This is a genomic window from Sediminibacterium ginsengisoli (assembly GCF_900167075.1).
GTDB classification, from domain to species: Bacteria; Bacteroidota; Bacteroidia; order Chitinophagales; family Chitinophagaceae; genus Sediminibacterium; species Sediminibacterium ginsengisoli.
In genome coordinates this window covers 380,807-398,559 of record NZ_FUWH01000003.1, presented here as the reverse complement: position 1 = coordinate 398,559, position 17,753 = coordinate 380,807, and the positions used below count along the sequence as shown (strand labels likewise).

10 protein-coding genes and 1 pseudogene are annotated in these 17,753 nt (G+C 44.6%); 3 read left to right on the top strand and 8 right to left on the bottom strand.

Going from position 1 to position 17,753, the window contains the following annotated elements:
* Position 1 precedes the first annotated feature (1 nt).
* The 8 genes and pseudogenes from polA to ybeY all read right to left on the bottom strand — a co-directional run bounded on the left by polA (position 2) and on the right by ybeY (position 14,142).
* Positions 2-2,836 carry a DNA polymerase I gene (polA, locus tag B5D42_RS07440; protein WP_078830825.1) on the bottom strand — a complete coding sequence of 945 codons (2,835 nt, stop codon included), beginning with the start codon at positions 2,834-2,836 and terminating at the stop codon, positions 2-4.
* 132 nt (positions 2,837-2,968) lie between these two features.
* A pseudogene (locus B5D42_RS18285) lies at positions 2,969-3,211 on the bottom strand (HepT-like ribonuclease domain-containing protein); the annotation flags it as partial.
* Positions 3,212-3,295: 84 nt separating this feature from the next.
* Positions 3,296-3,598 (bottom strand): nucleotidyltransferase family protein, encoded by a 303-nt coding sequence (locus tag B5D42_RS07430; protein ID WP_139367036.1) that lies wholly within the window; start codon positions 3,596-3,598, stop codon positions 3,296-3,298.
* A 70-nt stretch (positions 3,599-3,668) separates the two neighbouring features.
* Complete coding sequence (locus tag B5D42_RS07425) at positions 3,669-6,101, bottom strand: DUF5916 domain-containing protein (RefSeq protein ID WP_078830823.1); 2,433 nt, start codon at positions 6,099-6,101, stop codon at positions 3,669-3,671.
* Between the two features lie 249 nt (positions 6,102-6,350).
* Positions 6,351-7,676, bottom strand: a complete 1,326-nt coding sequence (locus B5D42_RS07420) for an amidohydrolase family protein (protein ID WP_078830822.1) — start codon at positions 7,674-7,676, stop codon at positions 6,351-6,353.
* A gap of 9 nt (positions 7,677-7,685) precedes the next feature.
* Positions 7,686-10,769, bottom strand: coding sequence for an amidohydrolase family protein (locus B5D42_RS07415; protein ID WP_078830821.1), 3,084 nt, complete (start codon positions 10,767-10,769; stop codon positions 7,686-7,688).
* Between the two features lie 184 nt (positions 10,770-10,953).
* Positions 10,954-12,822, bottom strand: a complete 1,869-nt coding sequence (mnmG, locus tag B5D42_RS07410) for a tRNA uridine-5-carboxymethylaminomethyl(34) synthesis enzyme MnmG (RefSeq protein WP_078830820.1) — start codon at positions 12,820-12,822, stop codon at positions 10,954-10,956.
* An 885-nt stretch (positions 12,823-13,707) separates the two neighbouring features.
* On the bottom strand, positions 13,708-14,142 hold the full coding sequence (gene ybeY, locus B5D42_RS07405) for an rRNA maturation RNase YbeY (protein WP_078830819.1): 435 nt from the start codon (positions 14,140-14,142) through the stop codon (positions 13,708-13,710).
* Between the two features lie 211 nt (positions 14,143-14,353).
* Here ybeY and B5D42_RS07400 point away from each other — a divergent pair, with 211 nt between their 5' ends.
* From B5D42_RS07400 to B5D42_RS07390, 3 genes are all read left to right on the top strand, one after another.
* Positions 14,354-14,590: a FeoA family protein gene (locus tag B5D42_RS07400; RefSeq protein WP_078830818.1), complete on the top strand. Its 237-nt coding sequence runs from the start codon at positions 14,354-14,356 to the stop codon at positions 14,588-14,590.
* Between the two features lie 18 nt (positions 14,591-14,608).
* Positions 14,609-15,178: a nicotinate (nicotinamide) nucleotide adenylyltransferase gene (gene nadD / locus B5D42_RS07395; RefSeq protein ID WP_078830817.1), complete on the top strand. Its 570-nt coding sequence runs from the start codon at positions 14,609-14,611 to the stop codon at positions 15,176-15,178.
* A 99-nt stretch (positions 15,179-15,277) separates the two neighbouring features.
* Positions 15,278-17,737, top strand: a complete 2,460-nt coding sequence (locus tag B5D42_RS07390) for a S9 family peptidase (RefSeq protein ID WP_078830816.1) — start codon at positions 15,278-15,280, stop codon at positions 17,735-17,737.
* Positions 17,738-17,753: the final 16 nt, after the last annotated feature.

Sequence of the window (17,753 nt, the reverse complement as noted above, 5' to 3'; positions counted from 1 at the left end):
TTTAGTGGGCTTCGAGCCAGTTTTGTCCCTGACCAACTTCCGCTTCTACCGGTACTTCATTAGGCAGCGGCATCGCCGTGGTCATGCAATGTATAATCAGTTTTTTGAGATCTTCTGCTTCTTCAGGAACAGCATCAAAGACCAATTCATCATGTACCTGCAAGATCATTTTAGACTGCCAGGATTTCTTTTTCATTTCCTGATGTACACTGATCATGGCCAGTTTGATCATATCTGCAGCAGTTCCCTGTATCGGTGAATTGATGGCATTTCGTTCCGCATAACCACGAACTGTGAAGTTACTGCTGTTGATATCTTTCAACCAGCGTTTTCTTCCTGCAAGTGTCTGTACATAGCCATGTTCCTTTGCAAAATTGATCTTGTCATCCATATAGCGCTGGATATTCGGGAACTCTTTTTTATAGTTCTCGATAATTTCTTTTGCTTCTGCGCGACTGATACCCAGGTTATCTGCGAGACCAAAAGCACCCTGGCCATAAATGATACCAAAGTTCACACTCTTGGCTTTATAACGTTGTTCCTTTGTTACTTCAGATTCTGCAATGCCATATACTTTAGCTGCTGTGGCCGTATGTATGTCTTTTCCAAGGCGGAAAGCTTCACACATATTCGGATCGCCGCTGATGGCAGCAACAATGCGAAGTTCGATCTGCGAATAGTCGGCACTGAGTAACAGACGTCCTGGTTCTCTCGGAATAAATGCTTTACGGATCTCACGACCGCGTTCTGTTCTGATAGGTATATTCTGGAGATTCGGGTTATTGCTGCTAAGCCTTCCTGTAACCGCAACGGCCTGGGCATAACTGGTATGTACCCTGCCGGTTTTGGGATTGATCATTTCGGGAAGTGCATCTACATATGTTGATTTGAGTTTGGTAAGCTCCCTGAAGTTCAGGATATCATCTACAATTTTATGCTGATTAGCGAGTTTGAGTAGTACATCTTCACCGGTTGCATACTGACCTGTCTTGGTTTTCTTGGCTTTCGGATCAAGCTTCAGTTTTTCGAACAGCACTTCACCCAATTGTTTCGGAGAAGCAAGATTGAAACGTACGCCTGCCTGTTCGTAAACGTTTTCTTCGCAACGTTTTGCGTCTTTCTCCAGTTCAGTACTGTATTGGCTAAGGAAGTCAACATCGATCTTTACTCCTTCAAACTCCATATCTGTAAGCACACGAACCAAAGGATTTTCTACTTTTTCAAAAACTGAATCAAGTTCTTTTTCCTGGAGCAGCGGAACAAATGCATGTTTGAGCTGTAACGTAATATCGGCATCTTCGGCAGCATATTCCTTGATCTTCTCGATTGGAACATCACGCATATTTCCCTGGTTCTTTCCTTTTTTACCAATAAGGTCTTCAATAGGAACGGGCTCGTAACCAAGATACTGTGCACTCAGCAGATCCATACTGCGCCTGCCTTCCGGTTCAATCAGATAATGCGCCAGCATAGTATCGAAAAGTTCACCTTTGATTTCAATACCATACCATTTTAAAACAAGCAGATCATATTTAAGGTTCTGGCCTACCCAGGTAATATCTTCTTTGGCGAAGAGCGGTGCAAACTGTGCGAGGATATTTTTGGTTGCCGCATCATCAGGCGGGCAGGGAATGTAATATCCTTCTGCCGGAGCAATGGAAAAACTTAAACCAACCAATGAAACGTTATTGGCATCCGTTCCGGTTGTTTCCGTATCGAAGCAGATCTCTTTTTGCTGCATCAGTAATGACACAAGGGATTGAATGCTTTCTGTTGTATCAGCAAGATGGTACTGGTGTGGTGTATTAGTTATATTTTTTTCAGCAAAGAGGCCTGCGGTTTCAGTTGGCTCTTCGGCTATATTCTTTTCTTTCTTAACCGGAGTTTCTGTTTTACTGATAACAGTGTTGCCGAAAAGATCGGTCTGTATACTTTGCGGAGCCGCATGGAATGCATTGAACTCATCGCCCAGTATTCTTTTTCCAAGGGTTTTGAATTCCAGTTCAGTAAAGCAGGTAACCAGCTCGTCTTTATTCCATTCTTTCAGCCGATAATCTTCTTCATGAAATTCTACAGGAACATTGGTTATAATGGTTGCGAGCTTTTTACTCATGATGGCCGCTTCCCTGCCGTTGCGGATCTTCTCTCCCAGTGCGCCTTTAATGGAATCTGCATTTTCGAGAATATTTTCAAGCGTATCGTATTCTTTCAGCAGTTTTGCTGCAGTCTTTTCTCCGATGCCGGCAATACCGGGAATATTATCAACAGAATCGCCCATCAGTCCCAGCATATCAATCACCTGCTCTACGCGTTTAATATCCCATTTGGAACAGATCTTTTCTGCAGTGAGTATTTCTTCGGGGTTGCCCATATAAGGCGGCTTGTATATATATACATGCGGGTGTATCAGCAGCTGGCCGTAATCCTTATCCGGCGTTACCATATATACATCATAACCCTTATCGGCTGCCTGCCAGGCAACGGTTCCGATCACATCGTCTGCTTCATAGCCGTCAAGTTCTACTACCGGAATATTGAATCCGCGTATGATCCGCTGTATATCCGGAATAGACTCGAGCAGGTCTTCAGGCGCGTCCTGGCGGTTTGCCTTATAATCTGAGAAATCGGTATGCCTTTCCGTTGGTGCATGGGTATCGAAACAAACGGCGAGATGTGTAGGTTTTTCTTTATTGATGAGATCGAATAATGTATTGGTGAAGCCAAACTGCGCATTGGTATTCCTTCCCTTCGATGTGAGCCTTGGATTCCTGATCAGTGCATAATAGGCACGGTAGATCAGCGCCATGGCATCCAGTAAAAACAGCTTTTTTGTCATATAGCTAAGGTAGTAAACATGCTATATACAAAGAAACCCGGGTTGCAGGATTCTGAATAATACATCAGCTTTCCGCAGATTTAATAAAAATGACGGCGCTGATCAAATGTTAGAAGAATGAATCAACAGATTTTATCCTTTTAGCAGGATTGCTACTTCCGATTGCAAAACAGGGAGGTAGGTGATAATAATACTCCAAATAATATTGTCAGAAACACTATCATAACCATGAATGATCCGGTTCCTGGTATCAACAATGCGTCTCGCATTCGAAATTGCTATTTCTGGTTGCTTTGTAAGAATCCGATTGAGCGCTTCGCCAATGATTTCAATGTTTCTTTCAACGGCCCTTCGAGTCTTCAGGTCACTCTGGTAAGCAGAAAATGTTTGGAACCTTCAGTAAAAAAGGATTCTATTTCGGCAATAGCCTTAGAAATATCATACAGCCATGACTGTATTTCAATTTCCATAAATAAGGCGTTTTTTGTTATTAATAGATTTGAGAAGATAAGGATTTTTGAGTGCCTGTTCTTCGAGTAAATCCACAGTTCTGTTCAGAATCTTTTCCAGAGCAAATTTCAGACTATAATAATTATCCGCATATTCAGTTACGCCGACAGGAAGGAAATCCACCATAAGATCTACATCGCTGGTCTGTTTAAAGTCATCAGTCAGAACAGAACCAAAGGCAAAAAGATGCCTGACATTATGTTGAGAACATAGCGTTGCGATATCTGAAATATGATTATCTAAATAATACACAATTGAAATTACGAATTATTGACAATACATAATATCCATTTATTCGCCAATAAAGGGCAAATAAATAAAATCAATGCTTTTTCTTCAAACTAAGGTAGTCAAGGAAATAAATCACCCTCAGCGAAAGATTATTCAACTGCGGCGCTTCCAGTGTTTTGCCTGCATTGGGAAAATATCCCTGCGAAATATCCCTGTCGAACGTGTTGATGGAATTCTTCCAGACAATATTAATGAAACTTCCGAGCGCAAACTGCCAGGTGTACACCATATCTATATTGAAATAGTTCACATTATAATTTACATCCCTGTTAATGCCTGATGCCGGGGCTAATTCTCCATCCTGCTGCAGCGCAAAGAATTGCTGGTTATTTACTTTACTCCAGTAATGACGGGCTCTGAAATTGATCCCCATCTTATTGGTGAAGTTATATTTGATAACGAAGATATTCTCGATCGTATAGCGTTTGCGTAAGGAAAAAATAATACTGTCTGCAGAAAGCGCTGCAAAGCCTGCATTATTGTTCAGTATTGCAAAACTGCTGTTGGTGCTCACTGTCAGCTTATTATTAAACCGGTACTGGTTATTGAAATAGATCTCATAACTGGATGATGCATATTTATTAGCCCACTTTCCGAAGAGTTCTACATACGCTGAATATTTTTTTGCACTGTTTGTTTCTACCCAAACGCCATGCCCATAACTTCCCGGTTTTTTGAATACCCGACCGGCTACCCTTGGTTCATAAAAATCATTCTGTTCCGCATTCATATTGATATAGGAACCGGCATACCAGAGATTCTTTAATTGCCCGTTCACATTCATATTGGTCCAGAGATTCTGATAATCCATGGGTTTGTAACGAAGCGATGAACCGCCGTTAAAATTCAGGTTGATACGGTTATACCATTTAGTTGGCTTCAACCATTTATATCCTATCCAGAAATAGTTATCGAAAAAGTTATTGTTGGTAAAATAACCCATGTCATTATTGTTGTACTTATTATCGGCAAGATCCTGGTACACCAGGAAATTGAAGCGGCCACCGGTTTTACCAAATGCAATATTATGACTGTAACCTGTAAGCGTTTTACCCGGAGCTTCATATCCGATCAGCTGACTTACTGCCGATTTACCATATACATTCCAGGTGTTTTTCTTGTCATAGATATCCCATAGCACGGCGGTCACGTTTGCATCATAGTCATTACCGGCGCGGGTTACATTGGTATTGATGAGGGATATACTTGAATTGTTCTTCAACGACTGATCAAAGACCAGTATATTATAATTGGTCAAAGGATCTGTTTCCACACGACGTATTTCTTTACCATCTTTTTCTATGATCGCATATTGCGGCTTGGTAACAGCATTGAAGAAACCAATACCCAGTCCGCCACTGGTTCTGCCACTGATCTTTGTTGCATTGATCAGTCTTGTTTCTCCCGGATTTTTACTGATGACTTCGCCCGCCTGTAGCTGGTTTTCCACATCATAGAGATGGATCGGCTCTCCACCGATACGTCTGCTGTAAAAAAGATTTCCTTTACCAAAGAGTTCAGTTCCTTCAGTAAAGAAGGTACGGTTCTCATTATATTTTACTTCAAATGGCGAAAGGTTCAGCACCTGGTTATCACTCTGTACCTGGCCAAAGTCCGGTATCAGCGTCATATCGAGTGTGAATGCCTGGTTGATTCCGTATTTCACATCCATCCCACCGTTTATGGAAGTACTTGTATTCTTTTTTCCGGGCTCATTGAATGGATAATGGGTGGCATAAGTAGAAAGATATGGAGAGAAGGAAAGCCGCACGGGCGGTTTAATATTTTCAATGCCTGTCCAGGCTCCGAATAATGCGAAGAAATTTCCTCCGAATGTCGGGTCTGTAGGATTCCACATCAGCTGGATACCGCTTTTGCTTCTCTTCCGTGTGATATTCATGCCCCAGTCCTGCACTTTTTTATTACTGAAACGGATAGCAGAATAGGGAATGCGCATTTCGAAAATCCAGCCGCCGGATACAATTTTAGCTGCCGATTCGTAAACACTGTTCCAGCTGCCATCTTCACCGGTAGAAGAATATTTAGCATCATATTGTTCGCCCAATGGCGTAACATAATATCCAAATCCGTTGATCTTGTCGCTATATGTGTCAAAAAGCACACCGATGAAATCATTCGCGTTGATCACATCACGTCCTACCAGTTCAGTTGAAATACTGTCGTTTGCTTCATGACAAAATCCCCCTACATAAATGGCATCATTATCGTAAAGCACATATACTTCTGTTCTGTTCTTATCGAGTTCGATCTTTCCGTATGCCGGGCGCCATTCCACGAAACTGGTTGCTTTCGGAGCCTCTTTCCAGGCTTCATCCTTCAGATCCCCGTCGATCACTATTTTCTTAGTGGTTCTTACGGCTGGTAGTTTTTTAACCACTTTTTCCTGGGAAAAGACGGCAGAGAATGTAAGTAACGCAATGGTTACAAGCAGCGGGAATTTCATAGTTTACTAGTGTTCAGTTAGATAAAAGCAGCTAAAACAGTTTGTTGGGAGCACCAACTACGAAGTTTAACGTAGTAAAACTATAAATGTTACAGCTAAGGCAATGTTAAAGACACATATGAAAGACAGGCGGAATATGAGAGGTATGAACGGTAAAAATATTGTACAGCAGGCGAACCGGAAACCCTGTATAAACAAAAACGTCACGAAACAGGCTGTTCCGTGACGTTTTTAAGAGATAAAATCAGGCTATTTGATGCCGTACTTGTATTTGTACCGCTCGTACAGCTGTTTTTGTTTGTTGTCGAGGCTTACATCCCTGCCCTGGATAAAGGCGCGGATCACATTGCTGCTTTTCATGTCGAGGATATCTCCGTCTGCAATCACAATGTTGGCATCCTTACCTGTTTCCAGCGAACCGGTTTTATCATCAACACCGAGGATCCTGGCGGCATTGAGGGTAATCGCCTGTAATGCCTGTTCTTTGCTCAGACCATAGGTTGCAGCAGTGCCTGCGTTGAAAGACAGGTTACGGTACCTGCTCTCTTCGTGGGTATCGTTCAGTGCAAACAGTACGCCTGCTTTCTGAAGAACCGCAGGGGTCTTGAATGGCTGGTCAACATCATCGTCTTCCATGGAAGGAAGCGAATGTTCAGAACCCAGGATCACGGCAATATTGTTCTGCCTGAGAAGATCAGCGATCTGGTAGCTTTCACTTCCGCCGATGATCACTACATCAAAACCGAATTCTTTTACGAAATCGATCGCGATCAGCATTTGTTTTACCTGGTCGCCATGAACAAAGAGTTTCTGTTTTTTGTCGAACAGGCCTTTTACTGCTTCCAGTCTCAGGTTGGTTTCTTTGTGTACTGGCTCCTGCAGGTATGCTTTTGCCTGGCGGAAGAACGACTTGATCTCTTCAACCCTGTCGATCGCCTGGCGCGAAGGATCTGAAGGTGCGCCACCACCCGGACCGCCCGGGAAACCGCCGCCGCCACGGCGACCGCCGCGGATAATAAAGCTTGGCAGGTTTACGTGGATACCGGCATCCATTTTATAAGCTGCATCTTCCCAGTTCCAGGCATCGAGTTGTACTACGCTGGATGAACCGCTTACGATACCGCCTTCAGGAGTAATGCTGGCCAGCAGTATACCATTGGCGCGCAGTGTTCCTGTGATCTTTGAATCTGTGTTGTATGCAACGATGGAACGAACGTTGGAGTTGTAATCGCCGAGCTCCTGGAAATCGTTACTGCCGCGGACACCGCTTCCGATCTCCTTCAGACCAAGATCTGTTGATGGAAGAATGAGTCCGGGATAAACATGTTTGCCTTTGGCATCAACCACTTTCGCTCCGTCCTGCGGAACGGCAATGCCTGCGCCAACTTTAACGATCTTTCCGTCATTCACCTCGATGGTGGTATTTTCAAGGACCTGTCCGTTACCTACGTGAACGGTTCCGTTGGTAATATAAAGACGTCCTTTATATTCTTTAGCCGGGTAAACTGTTTCCTGTGCTTTTGCGAAGCCGGTTAACAGCATGAGCGCGGCAATATTGCAAAATATTTTTTTCATGCAAATGGTTTATTTGTTTTCTAATTCTTCAGCATCAAGCGTGATCAGGCCATGGCTATGGCTGTGATCGTTACAGGTAAGGATGATCTGGTAGCTTGGTTCAGCAGGCCTTGTTGGCGCACCGCCTCTTTTTTCGCCCTGGAGTTTATTGATCAGGCGCAGTCTTTCTGCTGCGATCTTTTTCCTTTGTTCCAGGTCTTTTTCCCTGTCGAAGTATACGATACCGTCAACAATGGTTTTTTCAGATTTGGCATAAATGCTCAGCGGGTTGTCGCTCCAGATTACGATATCTGCATCTTTACCGGTTTTGATACTGCCTACTTTATCTTCAACATGAAGCGCTTTCGCAGGATTCAGTGTAACCATTTTCAATGCATCTTCTTCAGGAACGCCACCATACTTAACTGTTTTACCGGCTTCCTGGTTCAGACGACGGGCCATTTCAGCATCATCAGAATTGATACATACATTCAGCCCCACTTTGTACATGATGGCAGCATTGTATGCAATTGCATCCTGAACCTCAGTTTTATAAGCCCACCAGTCAGCGAAAGTAGAAGCGTTTGAGCCATGCACTTTCATTTTGTCGGCAACTTTGTAACCTTCGAGGATGTGAGTGAATGTGTTGAATTTGAAGCCATATTTATCACCAACGCGCATAGCTGCTGTGATCTCACTTTGCACATAAGAGTGACAGGTGATGAAACGTTTGCGGTTCATGATCTCAACCAGCGCTTCGAGTTCAAGATCTTTGCGGGTGTTAGGATCAGCTTTTCTTGCTTTCTCATAATCTTTCGCTCTTGCAAAGGCATCGTTCAGCACTTCTTCAACACCCATACGCGTATCAGGGAAACGGTTGTTGTTCTGAGAAGTAGTGCGTTTCACGTTTTCACCCAATGCGAATTTGATGAAGGGATCTGAACCTTTGAATTTCAGTTCTTCATCGTTAGCACCCCAGCGCAGTTTGATCAGTTGTGTCTGACCGCCGATGGTGTTGGCAGAACCGTGCAGGATATGGGAAGACGTTACACCACCGCTCAGCTGGCGATAGATGTTCACATCTTCAGGATTGAGGTTATCCGCAATTCTTACTTCTGAAGTAACAGATTGCGCACCTTCATTAATGGATGCTGCAGCGATATGAGAGTGCTCATCGATGATGCCGGCAGTAACGTGTTTGCCCGTTGCATCGATTACGCGGGCAGAAGCATCGCTCAGGTTCTTGCCTATTTTAGCGATCTTTCCGTCTTTCAGCAGTACATCTGTATTCTCGAGCTTTCCTTCTTTTTCATTTGTCCAAACGGTAGCATTTTTGATCAGCAATACTTCCTGTTTAGGCGCTTCTTCCCAGCCATAGCCATCGAATGGGAATGTTACCTTGCTCAGGCGTTGTGGCATAGAAGGTCTTCTTCTCGCTGAGTCAGACGCAGGGGCGCTTACAAAAGTTGCGGTCCAGGTCAGTTTGTTTCCGGCAGTATCTTCACCGAAACCATTCCATACATCACCGTTGGCAACACCGCTCAGTCTGAACTGAGAAGGGTTTCCGCCTCTGCCACCGCCGAATCCGCCAGCACCGCCGGTCGCCGGAGCTGCACCAGCCGGAGCACCTCTTCTGGCAGGTGTTGTAGAGAAACTCAGTTTTACCATTTTACCGTCGAAGCTGAATTTTCCGGTAAGGGTATCTTTACCGATTACGTTGGCAGCATTATTACTTTTTACATCGAGTGTATAAGTGTTTGTGCCGGCAGCGGAAGTGATAGCGAGATTGTAAGTACCTTTTGCTTCGCTCCAGGCATCTTCTTTCACACCATATTTATTTCCCTGCACCCAGTTCTGTAATACAACCGCTTTTTCTGAGAAGATAGGATCAGTTGTGATCACGAAGTTGGCGATCTTACCGGTTTCGATACTGCCTACTTTATCATAAACACCCAGTAATGTTGCGGGTGTTTTGGTCAGCGCTTCCATGGCCCTTGTTTCTGTAAGACCATATTCCATTGCCTTGCGCAGGTTAGCCATGAACTGTTTGGGATCCCTGAGATCTGCAGTAGTTAAGCAGAAAGGAATATTTGCTTTTTCAAAAGCGGCAGGATTGGTTGGTGCAAGTTCCCAGTGTTTCATATCAGCGAGCGATACAAAACGTGCATCGTTGGGATCTTCTACATCCATTGCCTGCGGGAAGTTCAGCGATACAATGAATGTTGCTTTCGTTCCTGCAATTTCATTGATACGCTGGTATTCGTTACCACCGCCCTTGATTACATATTGTACACCAAACTCATCCCCGACCCTGTCTGCACGCAGATCGTTCCACTTATCGTTGGCTTCGAAGATCTGCGGTAAAGAAAGGTTGTCGTTGAAAGCCTGTAAAGAAAGGTTGATACCTTCTTTTGCAGGTTTGTTCTTGTACCATTGTGCATCGAGGAATGTCTGACGGAGCAATGCGATAGTGCCCATGAGACTACTGGGGTAAGATTGGGTAGATGTTCCTTTGCTGAGTGAAAAATGCGCCGAAGCTTTTTCTTTCAGGATCACCAGGTTTTCTTTTTCTTTTGATAAGGTAACAACTGTACCTGTTCCGCGGGAAATACCATCCTGCACGTGTGTAAGTACGGTACCAAATCCGAGGTCGCGGAGCGCTTTTGCTTTTGCATCATCAACCGAGAACATTTTGTATGCATCAGTTTCCGGTTTGATAGCCTGGTTCCAGCCGTAAGGACCTTTTGTTGCAGTAGCGATCTGCGCAGGCTGGTTGAAATTGAAACCGCCGGCGCCAAACTGACGTTGCGGAGTAGTTACGCCGTAATCAGTGTAAATGTCGATAAAGGATGGATAGATAAATTTATTCTTACAATCTATCACAACCGCATCTTTCGGAACGGTAACCGACGATCCTACCGCGATAATTTTTCCGTCACGGATCACCAGGGTCGCTTTCTGGAGAGTTGACTGTGCATTCTGAACGATTGTGGCATTGGTGAAGGCATAACAGCCATCCCTTTTATCTGCCACCCCGTTAACCGGGTATGTTTCCTGGGCCTGTAGCAAGGATGCAAACAGAAGCCCCGAAAGCAAGAGCTTGATTTTTCTCATATTAAGGTTTTGTTTTGGAACGTCTTAAAGCTACCAAATAACCGGAAGCCGGAAGAAATTACGTCTGGATATTTTTACCAGAGGACGAAAGGGAAATCTTTGCGGGCGAAGGAACACAATCCCGCGCGAAATAAAAAAGGCGGGAAAGACCCCGCCATAACATATTATAAAACTTATTAATAAATCACCTGCCCATGTAAACCATGAGTATCTGCACATCGCTCGGGTTAACACCGCTGATACGGCTGGCTTGTCCGAGCGTATGTGGTTTGATGCGTTTGAACTTCTGCAGCGCCTCGTTGGAAAGGGCTGATACCTTATCGTAATCGAAACTGTCAGGAATAACGAGATTTTCCAGCTGGCTCATTCTTTCCGCAACTTCCTGTTCCTTCTCGATATAACGTTCATATTTTACCTGGATCTCCGCCTGCTCGATCGACTCTGCTGAAAAATGGCTGAGGGTTTCGGCGAGGCGTGGTACAGCCTGCATCAGGGAAGGAAGATCTACGTTCGGACGCAGAATGATTTTTCCTGCTTTTTGTTTTTCCAGCATCGTTGCCGATCCGATCGATTCGAGGTATGGATTTGCCTCTGCACATTCAACACTGAATTGAGCCAGTTCTTTTTTAATGCTTTCTACCGCATTTCTTTTTTCTATCACTTTATCCATTCTCTCCTGGGAAGCAAGACCGAGCCTGTAACTTAATTCTGTAAGCCGGAGATCTGCATTATCCTGTCTGAGCAGTGTTCTGAATTCTGCACGGCTCGTGAACATCCTGTAAGGCTCATCCGTTCCTTTATTGATCAGGTCGTCTATGAGTACGCCGATATAGGCTTCGCTCCTTTGCAGCACAAACGGCTCGAGCGAACGGCTTTTCTGATGTGCATTGATCCCGGCCATCAAACCCTGGCAGGCAGCTTCTTCATAACCGGTGGTTCCATTGATCTGGCCGGCAAAGAAAAGGTTGGCAATCAGTTTGGTCTCGAGTGAATATTTCAATTGTGTTGGTGGAAAGAAATCATATTCGATAGCATAACCCGGACGGAAAATCCGCACCTGTTCAAAACCCGGCACTTTTCTCAAAGCCTCGTACTGAACGTCTTCGGGTAATGATGTAGAAAATCCGTTTACATAAATCTCCACCGTATTCCAGCCTTCCGGTTCTACAAAGAGCTGGTGACGTTCCCGGTCGGCAAAGCGGTTGATCTTGTCTTCTATGCTCGGGCAGTATCTTGGCCCGCGTCCTTCTATCCTCCCCTGGAACATCGGACTTCTGTCGAAACCCGTCTTTAATATATCATGTACTTCCTGGCTGGTATAGGTAACAAAACAGCTGCGTTGTTCAGCGGCTTTAATGCGGGGAGTATCAGTGTAAGAGAAACCGACAATTTCATCATCGCCCTTTTGTTCCTCCATTTTACTATAGTCCAGGCTACGGCCATCCACCCTGGGAGGCGTTCCAGTTTTAAGGCGATCGCTTTCAAACCCAAGTTCAACCAGTTGCTCGGTAATACCGGTAGCCGCTTTCTCCGCAACACGTCCGCCACCGAATTGTTTCTCACCAATATGAATGATGCCATTCAGGAAAGTACCACTGGTTACAACTACAGATTTTGATTTTATTTCATGACCCAAACCTGTTACTACACCACAGGCCTGGTTGTTTTTGATGATGAGGGATTTGACCATGTCCTGGTAAAAGTCCACATTAGGCGTCTGTTCCAGCATTTCTCTCCACTTGGCCGCAAACAACATACGGTCGTTCTGAGCCCTCGGACTCCACATGGCAGGACCTTTACTTCTGTTCAGCATCCGGAACTGGATAGTGCTCAGGTCAGAAACGATCCCGCTATAACCACCCAGAGCATCGATTTCACGAACGATCTGACCTTTTGCAATACCGCCCATCGCCGGATTGCAACTCATCTGGGCAATGGTTTGCATGTTCATGGTAACAAGCAAGACCTTGCTGCCAAGATTGGCAGCAGCAGCAGCGGCTTCACAACCGGCATGTCCGGCGCCAACAACAATTACATCATATTCTGGAAACATGCTGCAAAGATAATAGTAAGCAATGACTGAGGGACTGTGCACAATGGTTTTAGCACCAGATTACCGTTCATGGAGGTGCTGGCAATTTAATGGGCTCTTTTTCGTTCCCGACGCCATTCTGTTGCTATCTATTTGTTCCACGTGGAACGCACATAATCTTTTGATCCACTTTGTTTTGTGTGCATCAGTATGATTTTAGATATAGTTCCACGTGGAACATGGTATAACAAATGGTAGATGTATAGAACATTGTTCAGCACTTCCAGGTATTGGGTTCAATTGACACATAGACAAGCTATCCGACACGCATCTGAATTGACGCCAGCAACACTTAAGCGTCTACGTATGTTTAATAATATGTCCTATAGCTGAATAACTTGTCGTTTTCACGATACTGTTCCACATTCGAAGAGTACGGCTTCTGTTCCGGCTGTTTAATCATGAGGTGGATCTTAGTGTTTTTGAAACATCAAATGGTAATGAGGTTCCACGCGGAACGCTTCTTGTTTCTGTTGGCACCTTCACATTATAAATCGGAAGGACTAAGGAGTCAAACGCCGATTTAAGGAGCGGGTTAAACCTCCCTGGTTCCACGTGGAACGGTGGGTTTATATGAGGGCAGTTAGTGTGACTGGGAAAACACACAACAGAAATTTTACCTCTTTCGAATAGGATTAAAGGCAATTCAAGCTTTCTTTATGTTTCACGTGGAACATGAAAGCAAGATGTGGTAATGAACTTAGGCCTAAATGCAACTTTTGGGGGAGTAATAAGGGAATATTAAGTGGAATCTTTTTACAGAAAGACTGCCTTGTATTTGTATTAATTAGGATCGGAGCAGTGATTGGCTGCCCCGGATGGTATTAATGATCGGCTGCAAAATGCCTAACTCTTCCTGTTAAGATCTTGAAATGCCTTAATGTATTCTTCTTCTTTGCTTCGCATCAGCTGCTGCTCAGCCTTGGTCTTGTCCTTATAGCCGCAAAGATGAAGCGCTCCATGGAAAATCACGCGAAGCATTTCAGCAGTATAGGTAGTTCCTTCATTAATAGCATTGTCTTTAACACGGTCTGTGCTGATGTAAACCTCCCCTTCTATCGGCGCACCCTTACCCGATAAACCAAACGTGATGATGTCTGTATAGTAATCATGCTGCAAAAAATCCCGGTTGATCTGGAGCAGGTATTCATCGGAACAGAAAATATACGATAGCTGCTGCAGCCTTTGTTTTTCGTGCTTAAAGATCCTGGTGACTACTTCTTTGAGTAAAGTCCTGTTTTTCAAGGTCAGTTGCCTGTCTGCAGCGTGGAAAGAAATCATCTTGAATGGTTTATGTTGTGCTGATAACGAAAAAAACGACTTTTTATTGTGTTTAGACCGCCATAAAAACGAACCAGGGATAATTGGCTGATTATCAGCCAGATCGGCTTCTTGTCTTATTCGCACTTATAAATACCCTTTATGCGCTTACTCCATAAATCGTAACCCAAAGCAAATGCGTATCTGTACCTTTGCTTTATATCAAACAGGTATGAAAAGACTATCAGAATTAGAAGCAGGTCAGCGTGGCGTTATCAATTCTTTCGAAAAAGATGAGATCTTCATCAAACTGATGGAAATGGGCTGTGTGCCGGGTGAGCTGGTGCGTGTAGACCAGGTTGCCCCTCTCGGAGATCCGATCTCTATAACTGTTGCCGGGTATCATCTCAGCCTCAGGCTGAGCGAAGCCAGCAGCATTTTTATCGATGTTGAAACCAACCAGATTTAAATAGAAATACGCTGTTGCATGAAGATCGGGCTCTATTTTGGTTCATTTAACCCTGTTCATACTGGGCATCTGATCATCGCAAGTCATATTGCGAACCATACAGACCTTGACCAGGTCTGGCTGGTTGTATCGCCACAGAACCCGTTGAAGCCTTCTGCTGTTCTATTGAATGAATATGACCGGCTGCATCTCGTAAGACTGGCCATTGAAAATGATCCGCAACTGAAAGTTTCGGAGATAGAATTCAAATTACCCAGGCCTTCCTATACAATCGATACACTGATACATCTGCAGGAAAAATATCCTAAACACACATTTTCTGTGATTATGGGAAGTGACAGTTACCAGAACCTGCCGCGCTGGAAGAACGCTTCTCTCCTCATGAACCAATACAGGATTATTGTTTATATGCGTCCAGGTTTTCCCGTTGAAGAAACGGAAGGCGTTAACCTGGTGCAACTCAATGCACCGTTGCTCGATATCTCCTCTACTATAATCCGCAACACGATCAAAAGCGGGAAAACGATCCGTTATCTCGTGCCTGATAATGTGCGCGCGGAAATAGAAAGCAATCATTACTACAAATAATTACAGCCCGGTTCTCTATCCATTCATCAAACTACATTGCTCGTTTTTTTTCGTTTAAAACTTGTTTTATAGATTTATCGGATAAAACAAACTGCAACGATGAAACTCAGACTACTAGGTTGCTGGCTATTGGCCGGCATTGTTACACATGCACAATCTCCCCTCACCGTGGAGAAAATAATGCAGGATCCCAAATGGATCGGCACTTCTCCTTCCAATGTTTCATGGTCTGCAGACAGCAGAAATATTTATTTCAACTGGAATCCGGAAGGCAAAACTTCCGACTCCCTGTATAGCTATAATATTGCAGCGCCCGGCGCACCTGCAAAAGCCGACTATCTCGAAATGCAGAAAATAAATGCTGTTGCTAACGGCATTTACAACAGCGCTAATACTTTAATGGTGTATACTTTCCGCGGCGATCTTTTTCTTGTTGATGTTAAAACCGGAAAGACAACCAGGATCACACAAACGGAAGACCAGGAATCGGGCCCGAGATTCATTCAGAAAGACGAATGGATTGCCTATAACCGCAACCAGAATCTTTACGCATGGAATACAAAAACCGGCATTACGGTTCAGCTCACCAATATCCGCGGCGGCGGTGATGCAGCTCCTGCAGCTGCTGGCCCTGCATTCGGCGGAAGAGGCGGTGGAGCCGGCTTTGGCGGCGGTGCGGGTGCTACACGTTTGCAGGAAAACAATCGCGGCGGTAACTCCGGCGGCAATATCGCTACACAGGAACAATGGCTGCAGCAACAACAACTGGCCCTGCTCCAGATTGTAAAAGAAAGAAAAGAAAAACGCGACCAGCGTACAGATTTCCTGCGCCAGCATAAATACAGCGAAGGAGATACATTAAAAAATATTAACATAGGTGATAAGTCGCTCCAGAGCCTGCAGATCAGTCCCGACGGACGTTTTGTAACCTACAGGCTTTACCAGGCTCCCGCTGCTACAAAAAATACCATTGTTCCTGATTATGTAACAGAAAGTGGTTTTACAACAGATATCCCCGGCAGAACAAAAGTGGGCGCAACGCTTGGGAAATATGAGTTCTACGTGTATGACAAAGTGAAAGACGTGGTGAAGCAGGTACTTACGGATTCCATCCCCGGGATTACAGATCAGCCCGATTATGTAAAAGATTATCCTGCAAAATTTGCTAACCGTAAACCTGCGGTAAGAGGTGTTTCTTTCCAGGGTCCGTACTGGAATGAAGCAGGAACGGTTGCAATTGTGGATATCCGCTCGCAGGATAACAAAGACCGCTGGATCATGGAACTGAATGCCGAAACAGGTAAACTGAAACTGATCGACCGCCAGCGTGATGAAGCCTGGATCGGCGGACCCGGTATCGGGCGTATCGGCTGGATCAACGATGCCGTTTTCTATTTCCAGAGTGAAGCTACCGGTTATTCACATCTTTATACATACGATGTAAGTTCTTCAACCAAAAAAGCACTTACGCAAGGAAAATACGAAGTGCAGGGCGTTGAACTGAGCAGGAACAAACAATTATTTTATCTCTTCACCAACGAAGAACATCCGGGTAAACAGAACTGGTACCGCATGAAAACAGATGGTACCAAAAAAGAAAAGATCACCAGCATGGAAGGCGGTTATGAAGTAAGCATGTCGCCCGATGAAAAATGGATCGCATACCGCTACTCTTATATCAACAAGCCATGGGAACTTTTTGTTCAGGAAAATGCGCCGGGAAAAAAACCTGTGCAGATCACCGATAAGGCAATGAGCGAAGCGTTCAAGGCATATGCATGGAAAGAGCCGAAAGTGATCACCATTCCTGCGGCCGACGGCTCACAGATCTATGCAAGAATTTATGAACCAGCTGCCGGCAAAAAAAATAACGCAGCTGTGTTCTTCGTGCACGGCGCAGGTTACCTGCAGAATGTACACTACTGGTGGAGCCAGTATTTCCGCGAGTATATGTTCAACAATATGCTTGCAGACAAAGGTTATACCGTACTCGATATCGATTATCGTGCAAGCAGTGGTTATGGCCGCGACTGGCGCACCGGCATCTATCGTTTTATGGGCGGAAAAGATCTGGACGATCATGTTGATGCTGCAAAATATCTCGTGGAAAAACATGGTATCGATCCGAAAAAAATCGGTTTATACGGTGGCAGCTACGGTGGCTTCATTACACTGATGGGACTGTTCACCAAACCCGATGTATTCAAAGCCGGCGCTGCATTAAGACCTGTTACGGACTGGGCGCATTATAACCATGGATATACTGCGAATATTTTAAATGAACCATTCAACGACAGTATTGCCTACGCACGCTCTTCACCGATCAATTTTGCGGCGGGATTAAAAAACCATTTGCTGATCTGTCATGGAATGGTGGATGTGAATGTTCATTTCCAGGACGTGGTTCGTTTATCGCAGAAGCTGATCGAGTTGGGTAAAGACAACTGGGAGCTTGCGCCTTACCCTGTGGAAGATCATGGCTTTGTTGAGCCGAGCAGCTGGACGGATGAATACAAACGGATTCTGAAACTATTCGATACAAATCTTCTGAAACCATAAAAACAAAGGCCGCAAT